We start from the raw sequence: 21307 nt of genomic DNA on the forward strand, positions 1-21307 counted from the left end.
CGGGCGGCCAGTCCTTTCAAGCCGCACCATCAGGCCGGCAAGAGCGATGCAGCCTCACCCGCCCCACCCGGGGTCACAGCACAACGTAACAACACGAAGTAACTGCACCTACGAACTTAAGGATGCGCGATGAGCGACGAGCGGTCCTCGAAGGTGGGCTCGATGTTCGGCCCCTACCACCTGAAACGGCTGCTCGGGCGCGGCGGGATGGGTGAGGTTTACGAAGCCGAGCACACCGTCAAGGAGTGGACGGTGGCGGTCAAACTCCTCAACGAAAGCTTCAGCAGCGACCCGGTGTTTCGCGAGCGGATGAAGCGGGAGGCGCGCACCGCCGGTCGTTTGCAGGAACCGCACGTGGTGCCCGTGCACGACTACGGCGAAATCGACGGCCAGATGTTTCTGGAGATGCGCCTGGTCGAGGGCACCGACCTGGACAGCGTGCTCAAACGCTTCGGCCCACTGCCCCCGCCGCGCGCCGTCGCCATCATCACCCAGATCGCCTCCGCGCTGGATGCCGCCCACGCCGCCGGGGTGATGCACCGCGACGTCAAACCGCAAAACATCCTGGTCACCCGCGACGACTTCGCCTACCTGGTCGACTTCGGCATCGCCAGCGCCACCACCGATGAAAAGCTCACCCAGCTCGGCACGGCGGTCGGGACGTGGAAATACATGGCGCCCGAACGGTTTTCGGACGCCGAGGTCACCTATCGGGCCGACATCTACGCGCTGGCATGCGTGCTGTTCGAGTGCCTGACCGGGTCCGCGCCGTATCGGGCCGACAGCGCCGGGGTGCTGGTCTCGGCGCACGTGATGGACCCCATTCCCGCGCCGAGTGCGCGACGGCCCGGGGTGCCCAAGGCCTTCGACGCGGTGATCGCCCGCGGCATGGCCAAAAAGCCCCAGGATCGCTACGCCAGCGCGGGCGATCTGGCGCTGGCCGCCAAGGAGGCGCTGTCCACCCCCGACCAGGACCGCGCCGCCACCATCCTGCGGCGCAGTCAAGAGGCCGCCCTGCCGGCCGCGGGGCAGCGCGACGCCGGGGCCAGCACGGTGCTGGCGCCACCGCCTGCCGTCAACACCCGGCAGCCCGGTTCCGCTGCGTCACAAGCTGGCCGGGGCTGGACACCGGAGAGCGGCCCGATCCCGGCCGCCGCGCAGCCCGGGCCGCCGTACTACCAGGGCGGCAACGCCAATTGGGCCGCTGCGCCAGCACAATTCGCCGGGCCGCCGCCGTGGGGCCGGCCGCCGCCCAAACGGCGGGTGTGGCCGATCGTCGCCGCGGTCGTCGCCGTGCTCGTCGTCATCGCGGGCGGGGTGGGCGTCTGGCTGGTGATCCGGCCCAAACCGGAGCCCCCGCAGGCCGCACCGCTGACCTCCGACCGGCTCGGTGCCCTGCTGCTCAGCGCGTCCGAGGTCAACGCGGTGATGGGCTCCTCGACGATGGAGCCGGGCAAACCGATCACCGCCACCGACAGCTCGTCGGTGACGGTGTCCGTGCCGGACTGCCAGGGCGCGCTGTACACCACCCAGGATCCGGTGTATGCGGGCAGCGGTTACTCGGCGGTGAACGGACTGGTGTCGTCGGAGCCCGGCGACAACTACGACCACTGGGTCAACCAGGCCGTGGTGCTGTTTCCGTCCGCCGACAAGGCCAAGAGCTTCCTGCAGACCTCGCTGCAGAAGTGGAAAGGATGCGCGGGCCAGACGGTGACCGTGACCAACAAGAGCAAGACCTACCGGTGGACGTTCGCGCAGGTTCAGGGCGCCCCGCCGAAGATCACCCTGATGGACACCCAGGAGGGCGCCGACGGCTGGGAGTGCCAGCGCGCGCTCAGCGTTGCCAACAACGTGATCGTCGACATCAACGCCTGCGGATACCGCATCACCGATCAGGGCGATCAGATCGCCGACAAGATCGTCGCCAAGATCGACAACGAGTAAGCGGTCGCCTGCAGCGAATCCCCTTGGGGTGCAGCGCTTTTCGCGCTACAGGCCGGGGCCCTGCGCGCGCAGGTCGTCGACCGCGGACATGGCGTCGCGCAGTTGAGCCAGCCACTCCTCGGCGTGTTCACCGACCAGCTTCACCGACCACGCCAGCGCGTCGGCGCGGGACCGGGCGACACCGGCGTCGACCAGCGTGTCGAGCACCTGGCGTTCCGGTTGCTTGAGCCGGGTCATCACGGGTACGGCGATGTGGGTGAACAGAATTCGCTCGGTGCCCGTCTTGGAGCCGACCTCGACTCCCCAGGAAACCTTGCGCCCGTAGCGATCCTGGGCTTCGTCGGCGATGCGCATTCGCTCGGAGCGAGTCTCTTCGCGGAATCGCGACGCCCGGCCGGCTGCGCGCGCCTCGCTCGCCTCCTTCTCGGCGTCGGCCGGCGCGGGGAGCTTTCCGATGACGGTGATCTCCTCGCGGTCGACGATCACCGTCGGGTCGCCGTCGAACCACTGTTCCGGGAGACGCCCGGCGAACCATTCCGCGGCGTCGCTGGCGTCGGGCTGCTGGGCCTGCTGCCAGCCGCCGGGGCGGCCGTACCGCCGGTGTGCGTGATGTGCTTTCATGATTACATGATTACACCGTTACAGGTGCAAAGGGAACGGCCGTTCACCGGCAGCGAAAGACGGCCGGTCACGGCCCGGTCACCGCTGCATACCGGGGCCGGTGAACCCGTTGATCTGGGCTGTTCGACGGCGTATTTTGAGTTGCGAAGCAGGCCCGGAAAGCGACCAATTCGAAGCGCCGGAACACGGGGTAGGAATCCGGCCGCGTAGGACACGCGTAAGACGGAGTCAGACGCCCCCTAGAGTCGCGCCGGGCCTGCCCATGTGCGCAGGTTGCCGCGCCGGGCGGTCAGCCGCCGCGGCGGACGCGAAACAGTTTGACCTCGTTCTTGATTCCCTTGAGCCGGCGCGCTCCGGCGAACGAGCCGGAGAACTCGCCGTTGTCGCCGATGACGTCCCAGACCGAATCGGCGACCAGCACCGTGCCCGGCCGGGCCACGGCGGTGACCCGGCTGGCCACGTTGACCGGGCTGCCGAACCAGTCGCCGGCCCGGCTGACCGCGGTCCCGGAGGCCACTCCCGCGCGCAACCGGGGGAACTCGTTGTCGGTGTCGACGGCCTCCACCAGCTTCAGCACCACATCGAGCAACGGCCGCGGCTCGGGGCAGACGAACATCACCGCGTCGCCGATGGTCTTGACGAAGCGGACCGGGGGAACCGTGACGTCCCGGGCGAGGATGGCCAGCCGGTTGGCCAGCTGCCCCAGCTCTTCGGGTGAGACCGCCTCACCGATGCGGGTGAAGCCGACCAGGTCGGCGAACGCGACGGTGATCTGGCGGGCGCCCGGCAGCGGTTTGCCCGCCGCCCGTTCCGCGGCGTTGACCGCCTCGGTCTCCATCATGTGGCGCAGCTGCATGACCAGCATCTGCTGGATCATCGGGCCGAGCAGGGGCGCGATCTGGGTGACCAAAGCCTTTGAGGCCTTGGCGATTTCGAGCTCGGTGGCGCCGGGGCGCATGATCGCCGACAGCGCCGAGTACCGCATCACCTCCGCCGCGCGGGACAAACCCTCGGCGAGCACCTGCGCGACCAGCACCACCTGGTCGGGGTCCAGGCCCACGTCGACGAACCGCTGGGTGAAGGCGGCGGCCTCGCCGTCGGCGCGCATGTGCACGGCGGCGTCGGGATCGTCCACCCGGACCAGGCCGATGGCGCGCTGCACCCGTTGCAGCAACGCCATATCGATGCCGTAGGTCTCGCTGATCTCCCGGGTCGACACGTAGGTGCCGTCGTCGCCGATCAGGTGCCGGGTGGCCAGCAGCAGCGGCGGGTTGGTGGTTCGGATCTCCTCGGCGGTGATGCCCTGTGCGAGCAGCCACCTCACCAGTTCGGCGCGTTCGGTGCGCGCGGTTCCCTGCAGACCGTCGAGCAGATCCTCGATGTCCCGGTCGTCCCCGTCGTGCACGTCGTCAACGTACAACGCGGGCAGGCCATCATGTGAGGTCATGAGCACACCGCTGTTGCGGGGCTTTCCGCCGGTCGTCGACGAGCGGGCCAGGACGCTGATCCTGGGCTCGTTCCCCAGCGCGCGATCGCTGCTGACGGGCCAGTATTACGCCAACCCGCGCAACGCGTTCTGGTCGATCACCGGTGAGCTGTTCGGCTTCGACGCCGCCGCGCCCTACCCACGGCGGCTGGCGCAACTGCGCCGCCACCGAATCGCGCTCTGGGATGTGCTGCACGCGTGCCGCCGGGCCGGCAGCGCCGACTCCGCGATCGAGCCAAACAGCTTGGTGGTCAACGATTTCGGCGAGTTCTTCGCCGAACACCCCGGGATCACCCGGGTGTACTTCAACGGGGCCAAGGCCGCCGAGCTGTACCGTCGGCTGGCCACGGCACCCGATCACGTTTGCTTTCAGCGGCTGCCGTCGACCAGTCCGGCGCACGTGATGGTGCCGGGCGCCAAACTAGCGGCCTGGGCGGTGCTGCGGAATTCCGCTTAGCAGACCGGTGGGCGGCGCAGGGCCCACGGTCGCGCGGCCTCGATCTGCGCCGACAGCGATAACAGGGTCGCCTCGTCGTAGGGCCGCCCGACCAGCTGGACCGACATCGGCAGGCCGTCGGCGTCGAAGTCCCACGGCACCACCGCGGCCGGTTGGCCGGTCAGATTCCAGATCTGTTGGTAGGGAACGCACTGCCCGACCCGCAGCAGTGTGGACACCGCGCCGCGGCGTTGATAGGCGCCCACCCGGGACGGGCCGGCCGCGGTGCCGGGGGTGACCACGACGTCGACGTCGTCGAAGATCGCCTGAATCCGCGCGATCAGCGGGCCCTCGCCGGCCCGGATGGCCGCCATCCGGCGGTCCGAGAAGAACGAGCCCATGCGGGCCATGTTGCGGGTGCGTGCCTCCAGCCGCTCCGGATGGGCCAGCGAGTCGGCGTCGTCGCAGATCCCGCGCAGATAGCGGGGCAGATAGTTGCCCAGGATCGCCGCGGCCGGGTACTCGGGGTCGGCCGTGACGACGTCGTGGCCGAGATCGCGCAGCAACGCACCCGCCTGCTGTACCGCCGCCAGCTCCGGCTTGCCGACCCGCACCGGCAGTGGGGTGGGAACCTTGGTGCTCAACGCGATTCGCAGCCGGCCGGGCTCGCGGGTCGCCGCCGCGACGAACTCCCCCTCCGGACCGGGCACCGTGGAGGTCGCGTCGAGGAACACGGCCGCGTCGATCACCGTCCGCGCGATCGGGCCGTTGACGCTCAGGCCGTACCAGGCATCGTCGTGGGGTTCCAGCGACACCCGATCTCGTTGCGGTTTCAGCCCGAACAGGCCGCACCAGGTCGACGGGATGCGGATCGAGCCGCCGCCGTCGGATCCCAACGCCAGCGGCGCCAGCCCAGCCGCCACCGCCGCGGCGCTGCCGCCGCTGCTGCCACCCGGTGTGCGTCGCGGATCCCAAGGGTTACGCGTCGCGCCGAACGTCAGCGACTCGGTGTAGGGCATCATCATCAGCTCGGGCACATTGGTTTTGCCGATGATGACGGCGCCGGCCGCGCGCAGCCGGCGCACCACCTCGGCGTCGGAGCTGACCGCGGGTCCGTGCCCGCCGCTGCCGAAGGTGGTCACCTCCCCGGCGACGTCGACGTCGTCCTTGATCGCGACCGGCACGCCGAGCAGCGGCAGCCGCTCGCCCGCGTCCAGGCGGGACTGCGCCGCCGCGGCCTCGCGCCGGGCCCGGTCGGCGAGCACCACGCGGTAGCAGCGCAGCTGGCTGTCCAGCCGCGCGATCCGCTCCAGGTACACCTCGAGCAGCTCCGGCGCACTCAGGTCACCGTTGGCCAGCATGCGCGCTTGTGCGGCCGCGCCGGCGAAGGCGAGATCGTTCACCGCCGCAGCGTATCCCGCGGATCGGCCGGGCCGGCGCCGGCGGGGACGAGGCGGTCGCGGGCCAACCAGTACCGTGGGCGACATGTCCTGCGTGTTCTGTGCGATCGTCGCCGGGGAGGCTCCGGCCATCCGGATCTACGAAGACGACGACTACCTGGCGATCCTCGACATCCGCCCGTTCACCCGCGGCCACACGCTGGTGCTGCCGAAGCGGCACAGCGTCGACCTCACCGACACCCCGCCGGAGACGCTGGCCGGGATGGTGACCCTGGGCCAGCGCATCGCCCGGGCCGCCCGCAGCACAGAGCTGGCCGACGCCACCAACATCGCGATCAACGACGGCAGCGCCGCCTTCCAGACGGTCTTCCACATCCACCTGCACGTCCTGCCGCGCCGCAACGGCGACAAGCTGTCGGTGGCCAAGGGAATGCTGCTGCGCCGCGATCCCGACCGCGACGCCACCGGCCAGATCCTGCGCCTGGCGCTGGCCCGCATCGACGCCAATCAGCCGGACTGAGCCCGCCTCGGCCGCCCGCACGCCGCGCCCAACCCTGTCAAAGCCGCACTCCGCGCACGTCGGCAGCGGTTTAATTCCCTGTAACTCGTGGTGAGGTCGATTACCACAGCTAGGGGATGGCTGGAGCGGCGATGAAGCGCTGGGCGGTGAATCCGTGGCGGCGGTCGGGGGTGCCCGCGCGCGTGGGCTGGCTGCTGGCCGGCGGGTACGGCACGGCCGCCCTGCTGGTGCTGCTCTCGTCGGTCCGCGGGTGGCGCGGCCCGTACGGCACCCGGCCGGTCGACGACCTCGTCATGTTCGTGTGCCTGGCCGTCGCGGCGATCTGCGCCGCGCGGGCGGCCCGGGCCGCGTCCGGACGGCGCCGGTACGGCTGGTTGGCGCTGACGACCGCGCTGCTCGGCTGGGCGGTGGGCGAGATCATCTGGGCGGTCTATGACGTCCGCCCCGAATTCGAACACGCCGCCCACCCGGCGGCGGCCGAGATGGTCTTGCTGCTGTTCCCGGTCGGCGCAATGACGTCGTTGGTGCTGCTGTCCCAGCTGTCCCGGCACAGCCCCCGCCGGCTGCTGCTCGACGGCCTCATCGTCGCGACGTCGCTGTTCGTCATCTCCTGGGTGTTCGTCGTCGAGGCGCAGCTGCGCGAACACACCGGCACCCAGGTGGCGACGCTGGCCGAGGTCTTCAACGACATCGTGCTGATGACCACGGCCATCCTGATGCTGTCCCGGGCGCGACCCGGCGACCGGCCCAGCCGCAGCCTGCTGGCCTGTGGCATCGCCACGATCAGCGTCACCGACATCGCGATGGTCTTCTACACCGGCATCGGCAGCTACCACACCGACGACATCGGCGACCTGGCCCGGGTGGCCGGCGTGGGCACCTTGGCGCTGGCCGGGCTGGCCAGCGTGTACGAGCAGCCGGCGCCGGGGTCGCCGGACGAGATCGAGTTCCGGACCCGGCTGTGGCTGCCCTACCTGCCGCTGATCCTGGCCGCCGCGGTGGGGTGGGGGCACGCGGCGGGCAAAGCCATCCACGAACCCATGCTGGCCGCGTTGGGAATCCTGGTGGCCGCCGTGCTGGCGCGGCAGTTCGTGGTCCTGGTCGACAACCAGAATCTGCTGTCGGAGGTCGCGCGGGAGGCCTTCCGCGACAACCTGACCGGCCTGGCCAACCGGGCGCTGTTCGTGCATCGGCTGGAACAGGCCGTCGCGCGCCGGCATCCCGACGGCACGCCCATCGCCGTGCTGTGCCTGGACCTCGACAACTTCAAGGCGGTCAACGACGCCCTGGGCCATCCCGCCGGCGACGAGCTGCTGGTCCGGGTGGCCGAGCGGCTCACCGCGGCGCTGGGCGACAGCGGCACCATCGCCCGGCTCGGCGGCGACGAGTTCGCGGCCGTCATCGAGGCCTCCGTCGACGAATCCCAAGCGGCCGCGCACCGCATCCTCGAGGCGTTCACCGGGGCCATCCTGATCGACGGCATTCCGATCACCGTGCGGCCCAGCATCGGATTCACGGTGTGCACCGGCGCGTCCACCTGCACCGTCGACCAGCTGTTGCGGCACGCCGACCTGGCCATGTATGCGGCCAAACGCGAAGGGGGCCAATGCATTCGCAGCTTCATGCCGGACCTGCCGCTGCCGTACGCGTTCCCGCCGCCGCCCGGCTCGGCCGCACCGACCGCCGTTGCCGCCGTCGCCGCCGGGGGCAACGGCGCCTCCCCGGCGGCGCCGCCCCAGGTGGCAACGGCGGCCACCTCGTCACACTCCCCGCATGACGCCGCCCGTCGGCCCCCCGGGGTATTCGGGCCGCCCTCGGGATGCTGGCCATCGGGGTGGTCGCCTTCAGCGTGTCCAGCGTCGCGCATCCGGACGCCGGGCACGGAATCTTCTCGGCGACGGCGCTGTATTCGGCGCTGAACGCCGTCGCCGCCGGGCTGATCGCGCTGCGCGCCTGCCGGATTCCGGCCGACCGGTGGGCGTGGGCGCTGATCGCCGCCGGCATGGCGTGCTCGGCGGTGGGCGACGTCGTGTACGCGGTGTGGGTGCCCGACGGGCGCTCACCGTCGGTGGCCGACCCGGAGTATCTGGCCTACTACCCGTTCGTCTACGCCGGATTGCTGCTGCTGATGCGGGCCCGGCTCAAGCGGCTGCCGATCGCGGTCCAGCTCGACTCGGTGGTGTGCGCGTTGACGTTGGCCGCGGTGGCCGCGGCGCTGACCGCGGGCCCGCTGCACCAGGCGGCGGTGCACGCACCGAAGACGGTGTGGGTGGGGCTGGCCTACCCGTGGTGCGATCTGATGCTGCTGGCCCTGGCCGCCGGCATGCTGCCGATCTTGGGCTGGCGCAACGAGATTCGCTGGGCGCTGCTGGTGGCGGGGCTGGTTTTGTTCGCGGTCGCCGACGGGGCCTACCTGTTCCAGACGGCGGCCGGATCGTATCGGGTCGGTTCCCTGCTGGACGTGTGCTGGCCCGCGTCGTCGGTGCTCATCGCGATGGCGAGCTGGGCGCCGCCGCCCGCCACGGCGACGCAGGCCCGACGCCGCTTCAGCCCCTATGTCACTCCGGTGGCGTCCACCATTGTGGCGCTGGGAGTGATTGTGCTGGCCTATCATTCGCGTTCGGCCGCCACCCTGGCGGCGTTGAGCCTGGTGGTCGGAGCCGGGCGGTTTTCGCTGACCTTCCGCGACGTGAGCCTGCTGCACAGCCACGACCGGCACGCCATGACCGACGAGCTGACCGCGCTGCCCAACCGGCGCCAGCTGGTGACGGCCCTGCAGGGTTTGCCCGCCTCGGCATCGCCCGGCGCCGGTTCGATGCCGAGCCGGGCAAACCCCCGTCGCGCACTGTTGTTGTTGAGCCTGAGCGACTTTCACGAGATCACCGAATCGATCGGCCGGCAATTCGGCGATGAGCTGCTGTGCCACATCGCGAATCGATTGGCCGGCAGCGTCCGTCGCGACGACCTGCTCGCCCGGGTGGGCGACGACCAGTTCGCCGTGCTGCTGGCCGACGGGGCCAACCTCACCGCCGCGAGCGCTCAGGCGGGCCGGCTGCTCGAGGCGTTGAGCGAACCGATCGCCCTGGATCCGATCACCGTCCAGGTGGACGGCCGCATCGCCATCGCGCTGTGTCCGGATCACTGCGACCATCCCCGGGAGCTGTTGAGCCGCGCCGAAACCGCGCTGGCGCACGCCAAATCGGCGCGAAGCAAGATCGCGGTCTACGACTCCGCGTTCGAGGCCCACCGCGACAACGACACCAACCTCATCGAGGAACTGCGCACCGCGTTGTTCGACACCGACGAGCTGAAACTGCACTACCAGCCCAAGATCGACGGGCGGGACGGCAGCATCCACAGCGTCGAGGCCGTGCTGCGCTGGCAGCATCCCACCCGCGGGACGTTGCTGCCGGAGGAGTTCCTGCCCGTCGCCGAACGCGCCGGGTTGATGCGCAAGATCTCCAACCGCACGCTGAGCATGGCGTTGCAACAGGTCCGCTCCTGGCGCGAAGAGGGTCTGCGCCTCACCGTCGCGGTCAACCTGTCGACCACCAACCTGCTCGACATCGAGCTCGTCGGCACCGTGGAAAGACTGCTCGCCAACTACGACCTGCCCGCGGACGCGCTCATCCTCGAGATCACCGAGAGCGCGCTGGTGGATTCGGTGCGATCCCGCAACACCGTGACCGCGTTGCAGCGCTTGGGAATTCGCATCTCGATCGACGACTACGGCACCGGCTGGTCGTCACTGGCCCGCCTGCAGGAGGTTTCGGTCGACGAGTTGAAGCTGGACCGCATTTTCGTGGCGCGCCTGGCTCACGACGCACGCTCGGTCGCCATCGTGCGGTCCACGGTGGCGCTGGCGGACAACCTGGGCGCCGACCTGGTCGCCGAGGGCGTCGAGAACGAGGACACCCTGGACGCGCTGCGACGCTACGGCTGCAACATCACCCAGGGCTTCGTGCACACCCCGCCGCTGCCGCCCGACGAGCTGCGGGCCTGGATCGCCAGCCATGCGCCGGATCCCAGCCAGTCCCGGGGGTGAGTTCGCCCGGGAGTCAGAACAGCTCCTTGGCTAGCAGCTCCAGTGTCGCGACCCGGGCCGGCGCGGTGGCGGGGTCGGTCCCGCGGCGGGCCGACGCCACCGGATTCACCATCACCTCGTCGACACCGAACCGCTCGGCGAGCGCCCGAACCTGCTCGGCGGCCTCGGCCGGGCCGCCCAACACCGCGCGCCGCAGCCCGCTGTCCACGATGCGCCGCTGCTCGGCGGTGAGCTCGGCGTGTTCGGCATCCTCGACCAGCGGCACCGGCCCGAGCGGCTGCCCGGTGCGAAGCTTCGCCATCATCTGCAGGTTGGGCAGCATCAAAGCCGTTGCCTCGTCCCGGGTTTCGGCCACTACGGCGTTGACCGTCAAAAAGGTGAGCGGCTCGGGCGTCAGCGCGCTGGGCCGGAACCGCGACCGGTAGACCTCCAGCGCCTCCTCGGTTCCCTTGCCGGAGAAGTGATGGGCGAACACGTAGGGCAACCCCTTGGCGGCGGCCAGGTGCGCGGAGTACATCGACGAGCCCAGCAGCCACAGCCGCGGCTCGCCGGCGGCGGCAGGGGTGGCCCTGAGCCGGTAGTCCCCCGAGCGCAGCGGCACCACCACGCCGCGCGCGCTCATCAACGCCGCCACGTCGTCGAGGTAGTCGGGGAAGCGCTGGATGTCCTCGTCGCCGCGGCCGCCGCGCAGCGCGTAGGAGGTGACCGGATCGGAGCCGGGCGCCCGGCCGATGCCGAGGTCGATCCGGCCCGGCGCGGCGGCCTCCAGCAGCGCGAACTGCTCGGCCACCGCCAGCGGCGCATGGTTGGGCAGCATCACCCCGCCCGAGCCGAGCCGCAGCCGGGTGGTCTGCGGGGCCAGGTACGCGAGCAGCACCGGCGGGCTGGTGGCGCCCACCGACGGCATGTTGTGGTGCTCGGCTACCCAGTAGCGGGTGAAACCGAGCCGATCGGCGGCCTGCGCCAGCGCCACGGTGGCGGCCAGCGCGTCGCCGGTGGTCTGGTCGGTGCGCACCGGGACGAGATCGAGGACGGAAAGACGCACGCTGGCGTCAACGCGCCGGCGCCGGCAAACCTTCCCGGCGCGCGGGCACCCGAGGATCAGTAGTCCTTGAGCGTGATCGAGGCGACGATGCGCTCGAACACCTCCTGCGGTATCGGCGCGCCGCCCGGGATGTTGTCCACCACCAGCCATTGGTTGCGCTGGACGTAGTCGGCGAACTCGCGGTGATAGTTGGCGAAACCGGCTTCATGGTCCTCACCGGCCGCCTTCAGCTCGCCGGCCAGGATGTAGGCGCCCAGCAGCGCGACGCTGGTGCCCTGCCCGGACAGCGGCGAGCAGCAGTACCCGGCGTCGCCGACCAGCGCCACCCGGCCGCGCGACCAGCGGTCCATCTTGATCTGCGACATTTCGTCGAAGTAGAAGTCCGGCGCAGTCCGCATGTACTCCAGCAGCTGCGGGCGCACCCATCCCTCGCCGGCCATCCGCCGCTCCAGCTCGGCGAATTGCGCCTCGGTGTCGCGGTAGTCGAGGCGCAGCTCGGCGTCCATGAAGCCCAGCATGGCCCGGGCCTCGGCGTTGTCGCGGGCGCTGTACACCCCGGCCATGGTGGAGTCCCCGTAGTGCCACATCTGCCAGTAGTCCAGGCCCAGGAAATTGGGCACGGTAAAGATCGCCGCGTGCGTGCCTAACCGCTCGATGAACTCGTCTTCCGGCCCGAACACCAGGCGCCGCACGTTGGAGTGCAGGCCGTCCGCGCCGATCACCAGGTCGAAATCGCGCGGGGCGGCGCGCTCGAAGCTGACGCGGACCGCCGCGCCCCGGTCGTCGAGCGCGGTGATGGTGTCGTCGAACAGGTACTCGGCGGTCCATTGGCTTGCGCCGTAAAGCAATTCGACCAAGTCGTCGCGCAACAACTCGATGTCGGGGCCCTCGATCGGCCCGCCGGTGGGGCCAGAAATCGCGGCTTCGGTGTCCCGGGACAGCTCGTTGCCGTCCCGGTCGACGACCGAGGAGCCCCGGATCTGGGTCCTGCGCTTCGCCGCGGCGGCCAGCAGCCCCATGCGCTCCAGCACGCCCAGCGCCGGCCCGCGCACGTCGATGGCCTGACCACCCGGCCGCGGCCCGCGATGGCGCTCTACCACGGTCACCGAATGGCCATGGCGCCCAAGCCAAAAGGCCGCCGCCGTACCGGCCACGCTGGCACCGGACACCAGCACGTCAGACATGACAACTCACTTGATCCCCGCCAGTCCTTTTGCGTCGCGGAAGACGTCGTCGAGCATTGCTGGTGTCAACCTACCGGTGAACATGTTCTGCTGGCTGGGGTGGTAGCAGCCGAGCAGCCGCACACCGGGCGCCAGCTCGGCGACGACGCCGTGCCCGAACCGGGGCTTGCGCGCGGCCGGCACGCCCGGTAGCCGCAGCGCGATCTGCCAGCCGAAGCCGCCCAGGGCCACCACCACCCGGACATGCTCGGAGATCAGCCGCCATTCGGCCTGCAGCCAGGGCCAGCAGGTGTCCCGCTCGACGGGCGTCGGGGCATTGGCCGGCGGGGCACAGTGCACCGGCGCGACGATGCGAATGTGCTTGGTGCGCAACCCATCCGCCGCGTCGACACTGGTCGGCTGGTTCACCAGACCGGCCCGGTACAGCGCCGCGTACAACTGGTCGCCCGAGCGGTCGCCGGTGAACATCCGGCCGGTCCGGTTGGCGCCGTGCGCGGCGGGCGCCAACCCGACGATCAGCAGCCGGGGCCGCGCCGATCCCCAGCTGGGCACCGGCCGGCCCCAATACGGTTGGTCGGCGAAGGCGCGGCGTTTGACCACCGCGACCTCCTCGCGCCACTCGACCAGCCGCGGGCAGGCCCGGCACACGCTGACCAGCGCGTCGAGTTCGGGAATCGCGCCGGCGTGGCGGGCCAACGCGATCACCTGATCGGCATCGGCGGCGACCGGGGTCTGCGGGGTGGCCGGATCCCCCGGCCATCCGCTACCGGCCGGCACCGGCGAGTCGAACGCCTGGCCGGTACGCGGATGCTCGAGCACACCAACATCCTGCATTCGCGGCCGGCCACCAACGAAATTCAGTGGCCGCCGCCCAGGGTATGCGGTTACATTCTCCCCGCGATCCCCATGCCTGACACGAGCCGCGGCCCGGCCCTTTTGATCTTGTTCGCAACGCTGCTTGCGACGGCGGGCACCGGCATATCGATCGTCGCTTTCCCGTGGCTGGCGTTGCAGCACCGGCACAGCGCCACCGACGCGTCGATCGTGGCCGCGGCCATGACCCTGCCCTTGGTGCTCGCCACATTGATCGCGGGCACCGCGGTCGACTTCTTCGGGCGCCGCCGGGTGTCGCTGGTCTGCGATTGGCTGTCCGGTGCGGCGGTTACGGCGGTGCCGCTGACCGCCTGGATCTTCGGCGCCGCGGCCATCGACGTCGCCGAGCTGGCCGTATTGGCCTTCTGCGCGGCCGCTTTCGACCCGGCCGCGATGACGGCGCGCCAGTCCATGCTGCCCGAGGCCGCCGCGCGGGCCGGCTGGTCGCTGGACCGCACCAACAGCAGCTACGAGGCGATGCTGAACCTGGCTTTCATCGTGGGCCCGGGGCTGGGCGGCTTGCTGATCGCCACGCTGGGCGGCATCAACACGATGTGGGTGACGGCGGGTTGTTTCGCCTTGTCCTTCTTGGCAATTGGGGCGCTACGACTCGAAGGTGCGGGCAAACCGCCGCGGGCGACCCGCCCGGTCGGGCTGGTGACCGGCATCGCCGAGGGCGTGCGGTTCGTCTGGAACCTGCGGGTGATGCGCACGCTGGGGCTGATCGACCTGGCCGTGACCGCGCTGTATCTGCCGATGGAAAGCGTGTTGTTCCCCAAGTATTTCGCCGACCAGCACCAGCCGGCCCAGTTGGGTTGGGCGCTGATGGCGCTGGCGCTGGGCGGGGTGGCGGGCGCGCTGGGCTATGCCGTGCTGTCAGCACGGCTGCGGCGGCGGACGGCGGTGCTGACGGCGACGCTCACCTTCGGGGCGACGACGGCCGGTATCGCGGTGCTGCCGCCGTTGCCCGTGATCCTGGGGCTGTGCGCCGTCACCGGCGTGGTGTACGGCCCGATCCAGCCGATCTATAACTTCGTCATGCAGACCCGGGCGCCGCATCACCTGCGGGGCCGGGTGGTCGGGGTGATGGCCGGATTGACCTACGCGGCGGGGCCGCTGGGCCTGCTGGTCGCCGGCCCACTGGCCGACGCCGCCGGCCTGAAGGCCACCTTTTTGACCTTGGCGGTGCCGATCCTGGCGATCGGTGTCGTGGCCTGCGGCCTGCCGTCGCTGCGCGAACTGGACCGGGCACCGCAGTTCGCCGACGACCCGGGTGCGTGAGGCGGGCTTAGGATCGGGCGGTGAGCTCCGAAGCCTTGGCCAGCCTGATCGCCGACCTGCCCGACGGGACTGTGGTCACCGACCCGACGGTGACCGAGGGCTACCGCCAGGACCGCGCGTTCGACCCGTCGGCCGGAAAACCGCTGGCCGTGGTGCGGCCGCGGCGCACCGAGGAGGTGCAGACCGTGCTGCGCTGGGCGAGCGCGCACGGTGTCCCGGTGGTCACCCGCGGCGCGGGCAGCGGCCTGTCCGGCGGTGCGACCGCCCTGGACAACGGCATCGTGCTCTCGACGGAGAAGATGCGCGACATCACCGTCGACCCGGTGACCCGCACGGCGGTCTGCCAGCCGGGGCTGTTCAACGCCGAGGTGAAGAAGGCGGCCGCCGAGCACGGCCTGTGGTATCCGCCGGACCCGTCGTCGTTCGAGATCTGCAGCATCGGCGGCAACATCGCCACCAACGCCGGTGGCCTGTGCTGCGTGAAGTACGGCGTGACCACCGACTACGTGCTGGGCATGCAGGTGGTGCTGGCCGACGGCACCGCCGTTCGGCTCGGCGGGCCGCGGCTCAAGGACGTCGCGGGGCTGTCGTTGACGAAGCTGTTCGTCGGCAGCGAGGGCACCCTGGGCGTCATCACCGAGGTGACGCTGCGGCTGGTGCCCAAGCAGAACACCTCCAGCGTCGTGGTGGCCAGCTTCGCCACGGTCGAGGATGCGGTCGGCGCGGTGCTCGGCGTCACCGGGCGGCTGCGCCCGTCGATGCTGGAGTTCATGGACTCCGTCGCGATCAACGCCGTCGAGGACACCCTGCGGATGGACCTGGACCGCGGCGCGGCCGCGATGCTGGTGGCCGGGTCCGACGAGCGTGGCCGCGCCGGCAGCGAGGACGCCGAGATCATGGCCAAGGTGTTCGCGGAAAACGCTGCGACGGAAGTGTTTTCGACCGACGACCCGGACGAGGGCGAGGCGTTCGTCGTCGCCCGCCGGTTCTGCATTCCGGCCGTGGAGGCCAAGGGGTCGTTGCTGCTCGAAGACGTCGGGGTGCCGCTTCCGGCGCTGGGCCGGCTGGTCACCGGGATCGCGGCCATCGCCGCCGAACGTGACCTGATGATCTCGGTGATCGCCCACGCCGGCGACGGCAACACCCACCCGTTGATCGTCTACGACCCCGCCGATGCCGACATGACCGAGCGTGCACACCTGGCGTTCGGCGAGATCATGGACCTGGCCGTCGGCCTGGGCGGCACCATTACCGGCGAGCACGGCGTCGGCCGGCTGAAGCGGCCCTGGCTGGCCGGCTACCTGGGGCCCGAGGTGATGGACCTCAACCGGCGGATCAAGCAGGCGCTGGACCCGCAGGGCATCTTGAACCCCGGCTCGGCGATCTGAGCTGTTTGTTGCCAAGTTGGCGCCGAGCGTCACGCCAGCGTGGGTTCGCCCGCCGAGCGTCACGCCAGCGTGACGGGAGGCCACGGCGGGGTTGACACAGCGCCCGTAACTGTCGTACGAATGAGACATGACATCGACTGTGTCTCACAACGTGCCGGTGGCGTTCGAGTTGCCCAACGCCGACACCTGGGCCGACCCGTGGCCGATGTACCGCGCGCTGCGTGACCATGACCCGGTGCACCACGTCGTCCCGCCCAAGCGCCCGGAGCACGACTACTACGTGCTGTCCCGGCACGCCGACGTGTGGGCCGCGGCCCGCGACCACGAAACCTTCTCCTCGGCGAAGGGTTTGACGGTCAACTATGACGACCTGGAACTCATTGGGCTGCAAGACAATCCGCCGTTCGTGATGCAGGACCCGCCGGTGCACACCGAGTTTCGCAAGCTGGTGTCGCGCGGCTTCACGCCGCGGCAGGTCGAGGCGGTGGAGCCCAAGGTGCGCGATTTCGTGGTCGAGCGCATCGAGCGGCTGCGCGCGGCCGGCGGCGGGGACATCGTCGCCGAGCTGTTCAAACCGCTGCCGTCGATGGTCGTCGCCCACTATCTCGGTGTGCCCGAGGAAGATCGGGCACAATTCGACGGCTGGACCGAGGCCATCGTGGCGGCCAACACGGCCGACGGCGGTGTCGCCGGCGCGCTGGGCAGTGCGGGCGATGCGGTCACGTCGATGATGGCCTACTTCACCGGGCTGATCGAGCGGCGCCGGACCGACCCCGAGGACGACACCATCTCGCATCTGGTGTCCGCCGGGGTGGGCGCCGACGGCGACATCGCCGGCACCCTGTCGGTGCTGGCCTTCACGTTCACCATGGTCACCGGCGGCAACGACACCACCACCGGAATGCTGGGCGGGTCAATGCCTGTGCTGCACCAGCGGCCCGACCAAAGGCAGCGGCTGGTCGACGAGCCGGAGCTGATCCCCGACGCCGTCGAGGAGCTGCTGCGGCTGACCTCGCCGGTGCAGGGGCTGGCCCGCACCACCACCCGGGACGTGACGATCGGCCGGACCACCATCCCGGCCGGGCGCCGGGTGCTGCTGCTGTACGGGTCGGCCAACCGCGACGAACGCCAGTACGGGCCCGACGCCGGCGAACTCGACGTCGCCCGCTGCCCGCGCAACATCCTCACGTTCAGCCACGGCGCGCACCACTGCCTGGGCGCGGCCGCCGCGCGGATGCAGTCGCGGGTCGCGCTGACCGAGCTGCTGGCCCGCTGCCCCGACTTCGAGGTGGACGAGTCGGGCATCGTGTGGGCCGGCGGCAACTACGTCCGGCGACCGCTGTCGGTGCCGATCCGGGTGAAGTCCTGATGCCCGGCGCGCGCAGGAGCACCGACTGGCTTTCCGGACACCGCAACGAGGCCGCCATCGACCGGATCCTCGACGCGGCCCAGGAGCTCTACACCCAGCGCGATTCGGAATCCATCGGCATGAACGAAATCGCCAGGGCCGCAGGGTGTTCCCGCGCCACACTGTACCGGTACTTCGAGAACCGGGAGGCGCTGCGCACCGCGTATGTGCACCGCGAGGCCAACCGGCTGGGCCGGGCGATCATGGAACAGATCGACGGCATCGACGAGCCCCGCCAGCGGCTGACCGCGAGCATCACCACCACCTTGCGGATGGTCCGCGGCAACCCCGCGCTGGCGTCGTGGTTCGCCGTCACCCGCCCGCCCATCGCCGGCGAGCTGGCCGAACACTCCGAGGTGATCACCGCCCTGGCCGCCGCGTTCGTCGGCTCGCTGGGCCCGGAAGAGCCCGCCGTCGTCGAGCGCCGGGCACGCTGGGTGGTCCGGGTGATCACGTCGCTGCTGCTGTTTCCCGGACACGACGAGGCCGACGAGCGGGCGATGATCGAAGAGTTCGTCGTCCCGATCGTGACGCCGGTGTCCGCCCGCGGCTAAGCCCGCAGGTCGCGTCGGGCCGGCCCGCAGCCGGTGTTCGAAGTGCCCGCCTCTGAGCGACAACCTGTTGGTGCGCCCGCACCCGTAACCGAGTTGTCGCTGTGAGGCGGGCACATCGCCTGTCCGCTCTCGGAGAGGCCGCTGCGGCCCATGTGACGAAGGGTGCGCGACGGCGGGCGCCTGCCGGCTCAGTCGCGCACCCGGGTGAACCGGTGCAGCAGCCACGCCAACGGGATCGTCAGGACCAGCGTCGCGACGAACAGGTTCAGCATCGAGCCGGTGTAGACGCGGGCGCCGACGATATAGTCCATCGCGAATTCCATGGTGATCAAATGGATCAGGAAGATCTCGTAGGAGATCTCCCCCAGCCACACCATCGGGCGGCTGGCCAGCAGCCGCGAATACCACCCGTGATCGCCCAGCGCCAGCGGCGCCACGGCGAGGGCGGCGATCACGGCGTAGAAGCAGGTCTTGGACAACGCCTCGCTCAGCGTGGCCGGTGACGTCGTGGGCGCGCCGGCGATCGGGGTGGAGACGATGAAATAACTGACCACCGCCAGCGGGATGGCCACGAAACCGTAGGCGCGCGCGCCCATTTCCTGCAGCACCGTCAGCATCATGCCGGCCAGGAACCAGGCCAAGTAGGTGGGCAGCCACAGCCGGGCGCCGTCGGGAAACCAGTGATCGGTGTGCACCAGCACCAGCCACGCGGGGCTGATCAACGCCAGCCCTGCCAGCGCGCCCAGCACCAGCTTCGGCTGCCACTGCCGCCGGCAGACCAGCACCAGCAGCAGGTAGGCCAGCAGCGGCAGGATGACGTAGAAGGACGCCTCCACGGCCAGGCTCCACATCTGGGTCAGCCCCTGATGCAGATACTTGCCCAGGTAGCCGTTGCAGTAGATCTGGGTGAGCGTCAGGTTGCGCGCCAGACCCAGCCAGCTGTGCCCGGGGTTGGGACCAGCCTCGCGGAAGTGGTACAGCACGTAGGCGAACAGCACCGTGATGACGTAGGGGGGCATGATGCGCCGAACCCGGTGCCACGCATAGCGACTCAGCGACGGCGGTGGGCCGCCGGTGGCCGCGGACTTCACCCACGGCCGGAACAGCAGGTAGCCGGAGAGCACGAAGAAGATGGGCACCCCGATCTCCATCCGGGAACCGACCAGCCCCCAATACCCGTGCGTGTACTTGCCGGTGGTGTAGGCCGCGTGGGTGCCGACGACGAGCAGCGCGGCGACCGCACGGACCCCGGTCAGCGAGGCGACGCGGTCGACGCGAGAGGTCTGCTCGAGCCCGCCCTGGGCGTCTTGTTCTTCCGACAGCGTCATCCGCCGTATTTCCTGCGTGGTTTCCCGCCGTCCCGACCGCGCGCCTTGGCCGCCGCCCGGTCCGGCTGGAGGTTGATCAGCACTCCGGAGATTCGGGTCTGCTCAAGCCTTTTCAGCGTCGACTTGGGCAGCTTGGCCGGCAACTCCACCAGCGAGAAGTCGGGTCCGATGGCGATGTGGCCGAAATCGCTGCGATGCAGCCCGCCCTCGTTGGCGATGGCGCCCACGATCGCGCCCGGACCGATCTTGTGCCGTTTGCCCACCGCGATGCGGTAGGTGGCCAACGGCCTTGTGCTCCTGGGTTTCTCGGTGCGCTCGCGCCGTTCGGTGTGCCGTTCGCGTCGCTCCCGCGGCGGTTCGGGCGCCATCAGGAACTCCTCGCCGTCGCGTGACTGCACGGCCAGCGCGGCGGCGATATCGGCCATCGGGACGTCGTGCTCGCGTTCGTAGTCCTGAACCAACTTGCGGAACAGATCGATGCCGGGAGCGCCGAGCGCGGCGGTGATGGAGTCGGCGAACTTGGCCACCCGCTGGGCGTTGACGTCCTCGACGGTGGGCAGCTCGGCTTCGGTGAGCGGCTGGCGGGTCGCCTTCTCAATGGCCTTGAGCAGGTGGCGTTCTCGCGGGGAGACGAACAGCAGCGCGGTTCCCGAGCGTCCCGCCCGGCCGGTGCGCCCGATCCGGTGCACGTAGGACTCGGTGTCGTGCGGGATGTCGTAGTTGAGCACGTGTGAGATCCGTTCGACGTCCAGGCCTCGGGCGGCCACGTCGGTGGCGACCAGGATGTCGATGCCGCCGTCCTTGAGGGCGGCGACGGTCCGCTCACGCTGGCCCTGCGGGATGTCCCCGTTGATCGCGGCCGCCGAGAAGCCGCGCGCCCTGAGCCGTTCGGCGACCTCCTCGGTGGCCTGTTTGGTCCGGACGAAAACGATCATCGCCTCGAACGGCTCGACCTCCAGCACCCGGGTCAGCGCGTCCATTTTGCGCGGGCCGGCGACCTGGATGTAGCGCTGCGAAATGTTCTCGGCGGTCGTGGTTTTCGCTTTGGTGCTGACCTCGAGGGGGTCGTGCAGATACTTGGCGGTGAGCTTGCGGATGGCGGGCGGCATGGTCGCCGAGAACAGCGCGACCTGCTTGTATTCCGGGGTCTCGGACAGGATGCGGTCGACCTCTTCGGCAAATCCCATGGTGAGCATCTCGTCGGCCTCGTCGAGCACCAGGTAGTCGACGTGCGACAGGTCCAGCGTGCCGCGCTCGAGGTGGTCGATCACCCGGCCCGGCGTGCCGACCACCACGTGGGCGCCGCGTTTCAATCCGGCCAGCTGCACGGCGTAGGAGGAGCCGCCGTAGATCGGCAGCACGTTGATCTTCGGCAGATGCGCGCCGTAGCGGCTGAACGCCTCGGCCACCTGCAACGCCAGCTCCCGGGTGGGCGCCAGCACCAGCGCCTGGGTGGCGGTGCTGGCGACGTCGATCTTGGACAGGATCGGGATCGCGAACGCGGCCGTCTTGCCGGTGCCGGTCTGGGCCAGCCCGACGACGTCCGAACCCGCCATCAACGCCGGGATGGTCGCGGCCTGGATGCCGGTGGGTGTCTCGTAGCCGACGTCGGCGATCGCCCGCAAAACCGAGGGATGGATCTGCAGGTCGGCAAACGTCGAGGAGGCAGCCTCAGTCGAGCTGTCCGAGAGGGTCATCGCCCATGGAGTCTAGTGGTCGCGCCGCGCCCGGCGCGGCCCATGATCGTGGGCACAGCCGAGCGACGCCCGGCCACGCCTGCCACACCCGCGGCCG

At 70.2% G+C, this 21307-nt stretch carries 15 protein-coding genes and 1 pseudogene; 8 read left to right on the forward strand and 8 right to left on the reverse strand.

Annotated features, from left to right (window positions below):
* The first annotated feature begins 129 nt into the window (after window positions 1-129).
* Window positions 130-1944 carry a serine/threonine-protein kinase PknH/PknJ gene (locus H7I87_RS18830; protein ID WP_019731993.1) on the forward strand — a complete coding sequence of 605 codons (1815 nt, stop codon included), beginning with the start codon at window positions 130-132 and terminating at the stop codon, window positions 1942-1944.
* A gap of 45 nt (window positions 1945-1989) precedes the next feature.
* Here the strand turns inward: H7I87_RS18830 and abmR are convergent, their stop codons facing one another.
* Together abmR and H7I87_RS18840 are read right to left on the reverse strand one after the other, a co-directional pair.
* Window positions 1990-2565, reverse strand: a complete 576-nt coding sequence (abmR, locus tag H7I87_RS18835) for an ATP-binding transcription factor AbmR (protein ID WP_019731994.1) — start codon at window positions 2563-2565, stop codon at window positions 1990-1992.
* Window positions 2566-2854: 289 nt separating this feature from the next.
* On the reverse strand, window positions 2855-4012 hold the full coding sequence (locus H7I87_RS18840; RefSeq protein ID WP_083071641.1) for an adenylate/guanylate cyclase domain-containing protein: 1158 nt from the start codon (window positions 4010-4012) through the stop codon (window positions 2855-2857).
* Here H7I87_RS18840 and H7I87_RS18845 point away from each other — a divergent pair.
* Window positions 4011-4508: a DNA-deoxyinosine glycosylase gene (locus H7I87_RS18845; RefSeq protein ID WP_023861285.1), complete on the forward strand. Its 498-nt coding sequence runs from the start codon at window positions 4011-4013 to the stop codon at window positions 4506-4508. The two genes, H7I87_RS18840 and H7I87_RS18845, sit on opposite strands and share 2 nt — an antisense overlap.
* Here the strand turns inward: H7I87_RS18845 and H7I87_RS18850 are convergent.
* A complete protein-coding gene (locus H7I87_RS18850; RefSeq protein ID WP_011724125.1) occupies window positions 4505-5890 on the reverse strand; it encodes an amidase in 1386 nt (461 codons plus the stop codon). The two genes, H7I87_RS18845 and H7I87_RS18850, sit on opposite strands and share 4 nt — an antisense overlap.
* Window positions 5891-5972: 82 nt before the next feature.
* Between H7I87_RS18850 and H7I87_RS18855 the strand changes: the two genes are divergently transcribed.
* Together H7I87_RS18855 and H7I87_RS29025 are read left to right on the forward strand one after the other, a co-directional pair.
* Window positions 5973-6407 carry an HIT family protein gene (locus H7I87_RS18855; protein ID WP_003875571.1) on the forward strand — a complete coding sequence of 145 codons (435 nt, stop codon included), beginning with the start codon at window positions 5973-5975 and terminating at the stop codon, window positions 6405-6407.
* A gap of 131 nt (window positions 6408-6538) precedes the next feature.
* Window positions 6539-10452: pseudogene (locus tag H7I87_RS29025) on the forward strand (diguanylate cyclase domain-containing protein).
* Between the two features lie 13 nt (window positions 10453-10465).
* Here H7I87_RS29025 and H7I87_RS18870 read toward each other — a convergent pair.
* The 3 genes from H7I87_RS18870 to H7I87_RS18880 are packed head-to-tail and all read right to left on the reverse strand — an operon-like array spanning window position 10466 to window position 13515.
* Entirely contained in the window at window positions 10466-11497 is a 1032-nt protein-coding gene (locus H7I87_RS18870; protein WP_011724121.1) for an LLM class flavin-dependent oxidoreductase, read from the reverse strand.
* A 56-nt stretch (window positions 11498-11553) separates the two neighbouring features.
* Window positions 11554-12681 carry an FAD-binding protein gene (locus tag H7I87_RS18875; protein ID WP_011724120.1) on the reverse strand — a complete coding sequence of 376 codons (1128 nt, stop codon included), beginning with the start codon at window positions 12679-12681 and terminating at the stop codon, window positions 11554-11556.
* A gap of 6 nt (window positions 12682-12687) precedes the next feature.
* Window positions 12688-13515 carry a uracil-DNA glycosylase gene (locus H7I87_RS18880; RefSeq protein ID WP_011724119.1) on the reverse strand — a complete coding sequence of 276 codons (828 nt, stop codon included), beginning with the start codon at window positions 13513-13515 and terminating at the stop codon, window positions 12688-12690.
* 72 nt (window positions 13516-13587) lie between these two features.
* On the opposite strand from H7I87_RS18880, the gene tap reads away from it, so the two are divergent.
* From tap to H7I87_RS18900, 4 genes are all read left to right on the forward strand, one after another.
* Entirely contained in the window at window positions 13588-14835 is a 1248-nt protein-coding gene (gene tap / locus H7I87_RS18885; protein ID WP_023861284.1) for a multidrug efflux MFS transporter Tap, read from the forward strand.
* A 20-nt stretch (window positions 14836-14855) separates the two neighbouring features.
* On the forward strand, window positions 14856-16223 hold the full coding sequence (locus H7I87_RS18890; protein ID WP_023861283.1) for an FAD-binding oxidoreductase: 1368 nt from the start codon (window positions 14856-14858) through the stop codon (window positions 16221-16223).
* Window positions 16224-16350: 127 nt separating this feature from the next.
* The gene (locus H7I87_RS18895) at window positions 16351-17592 is read left to right on the forward strand and encodes a cytochrome P450 (protein ID WP_031343959.1); all 1242 of its coding nucleotides are present in this window, start codon (window positions 16351-16353) and stop codon (window positions 17590-17592) included.
* Window positions 17592-18185, forward strand: a complete 594-nt coding sequence (locus tag H7I87_RS18900; protein ID WP_023861281.1) for a TetR/AcrR family transcriptional regulator — start codon at window positions 17592-17594, stop codon at window positions 18183-18185. The genes H7I87_RS18895 and H7I87_RS18900 overlap by 1 nt, the downstream gene beginning before the upstream one ends.
* Window positions 18186-18373: 188 nt before the next feature.
* On the opposite strand, the gene H7I87_RS18905 is transcribed toward H7I87_RS18900, so the two are convergent.
* Both H7I87_RS18905 and H7I87_RS18910 read right to left on the reverse strand, forming a co-directional pair.
* The gene (locus H7I87_RS18905) at window positions 18374-19513 is read right to left on the reverse strand and encodes an acyltransferase family protein (RefSeq protein WP_023861280.1); all 1140 of its coding nucleotides are present in this window, start codon (window positions 19511-19513) and stop codon (window positions 18374-18376) included.
* Complete coding sequence (locus H7I87_RS18910) at window positions 19510-21210, reverse strand: DEAD/DEAH box helicase (RefSeq protein ID WP_023863521.1); 1701 nt, start codon at window positions 21208-21210, stop codon at window positions 19510-19512. The genes H7I87_RS18905 and H7I87_RS18910 overlap by 4 nt, the downstream gene beginning before the upstream one ends.
* Between the last annotated feature and the right edge of the window lie 97 nt (window positions 21211-21307).

It is taken from the genome of Mycobacterium timonense (assembly GCF_025821985.1).
GTDB classification, from domain to species: domain Bacteria; phylum Actinomycetota; class Actinomycetes; order Mycobacteriales; family Mycobacteriaceae; genus Mycobacterium; species Mycobacterium avium.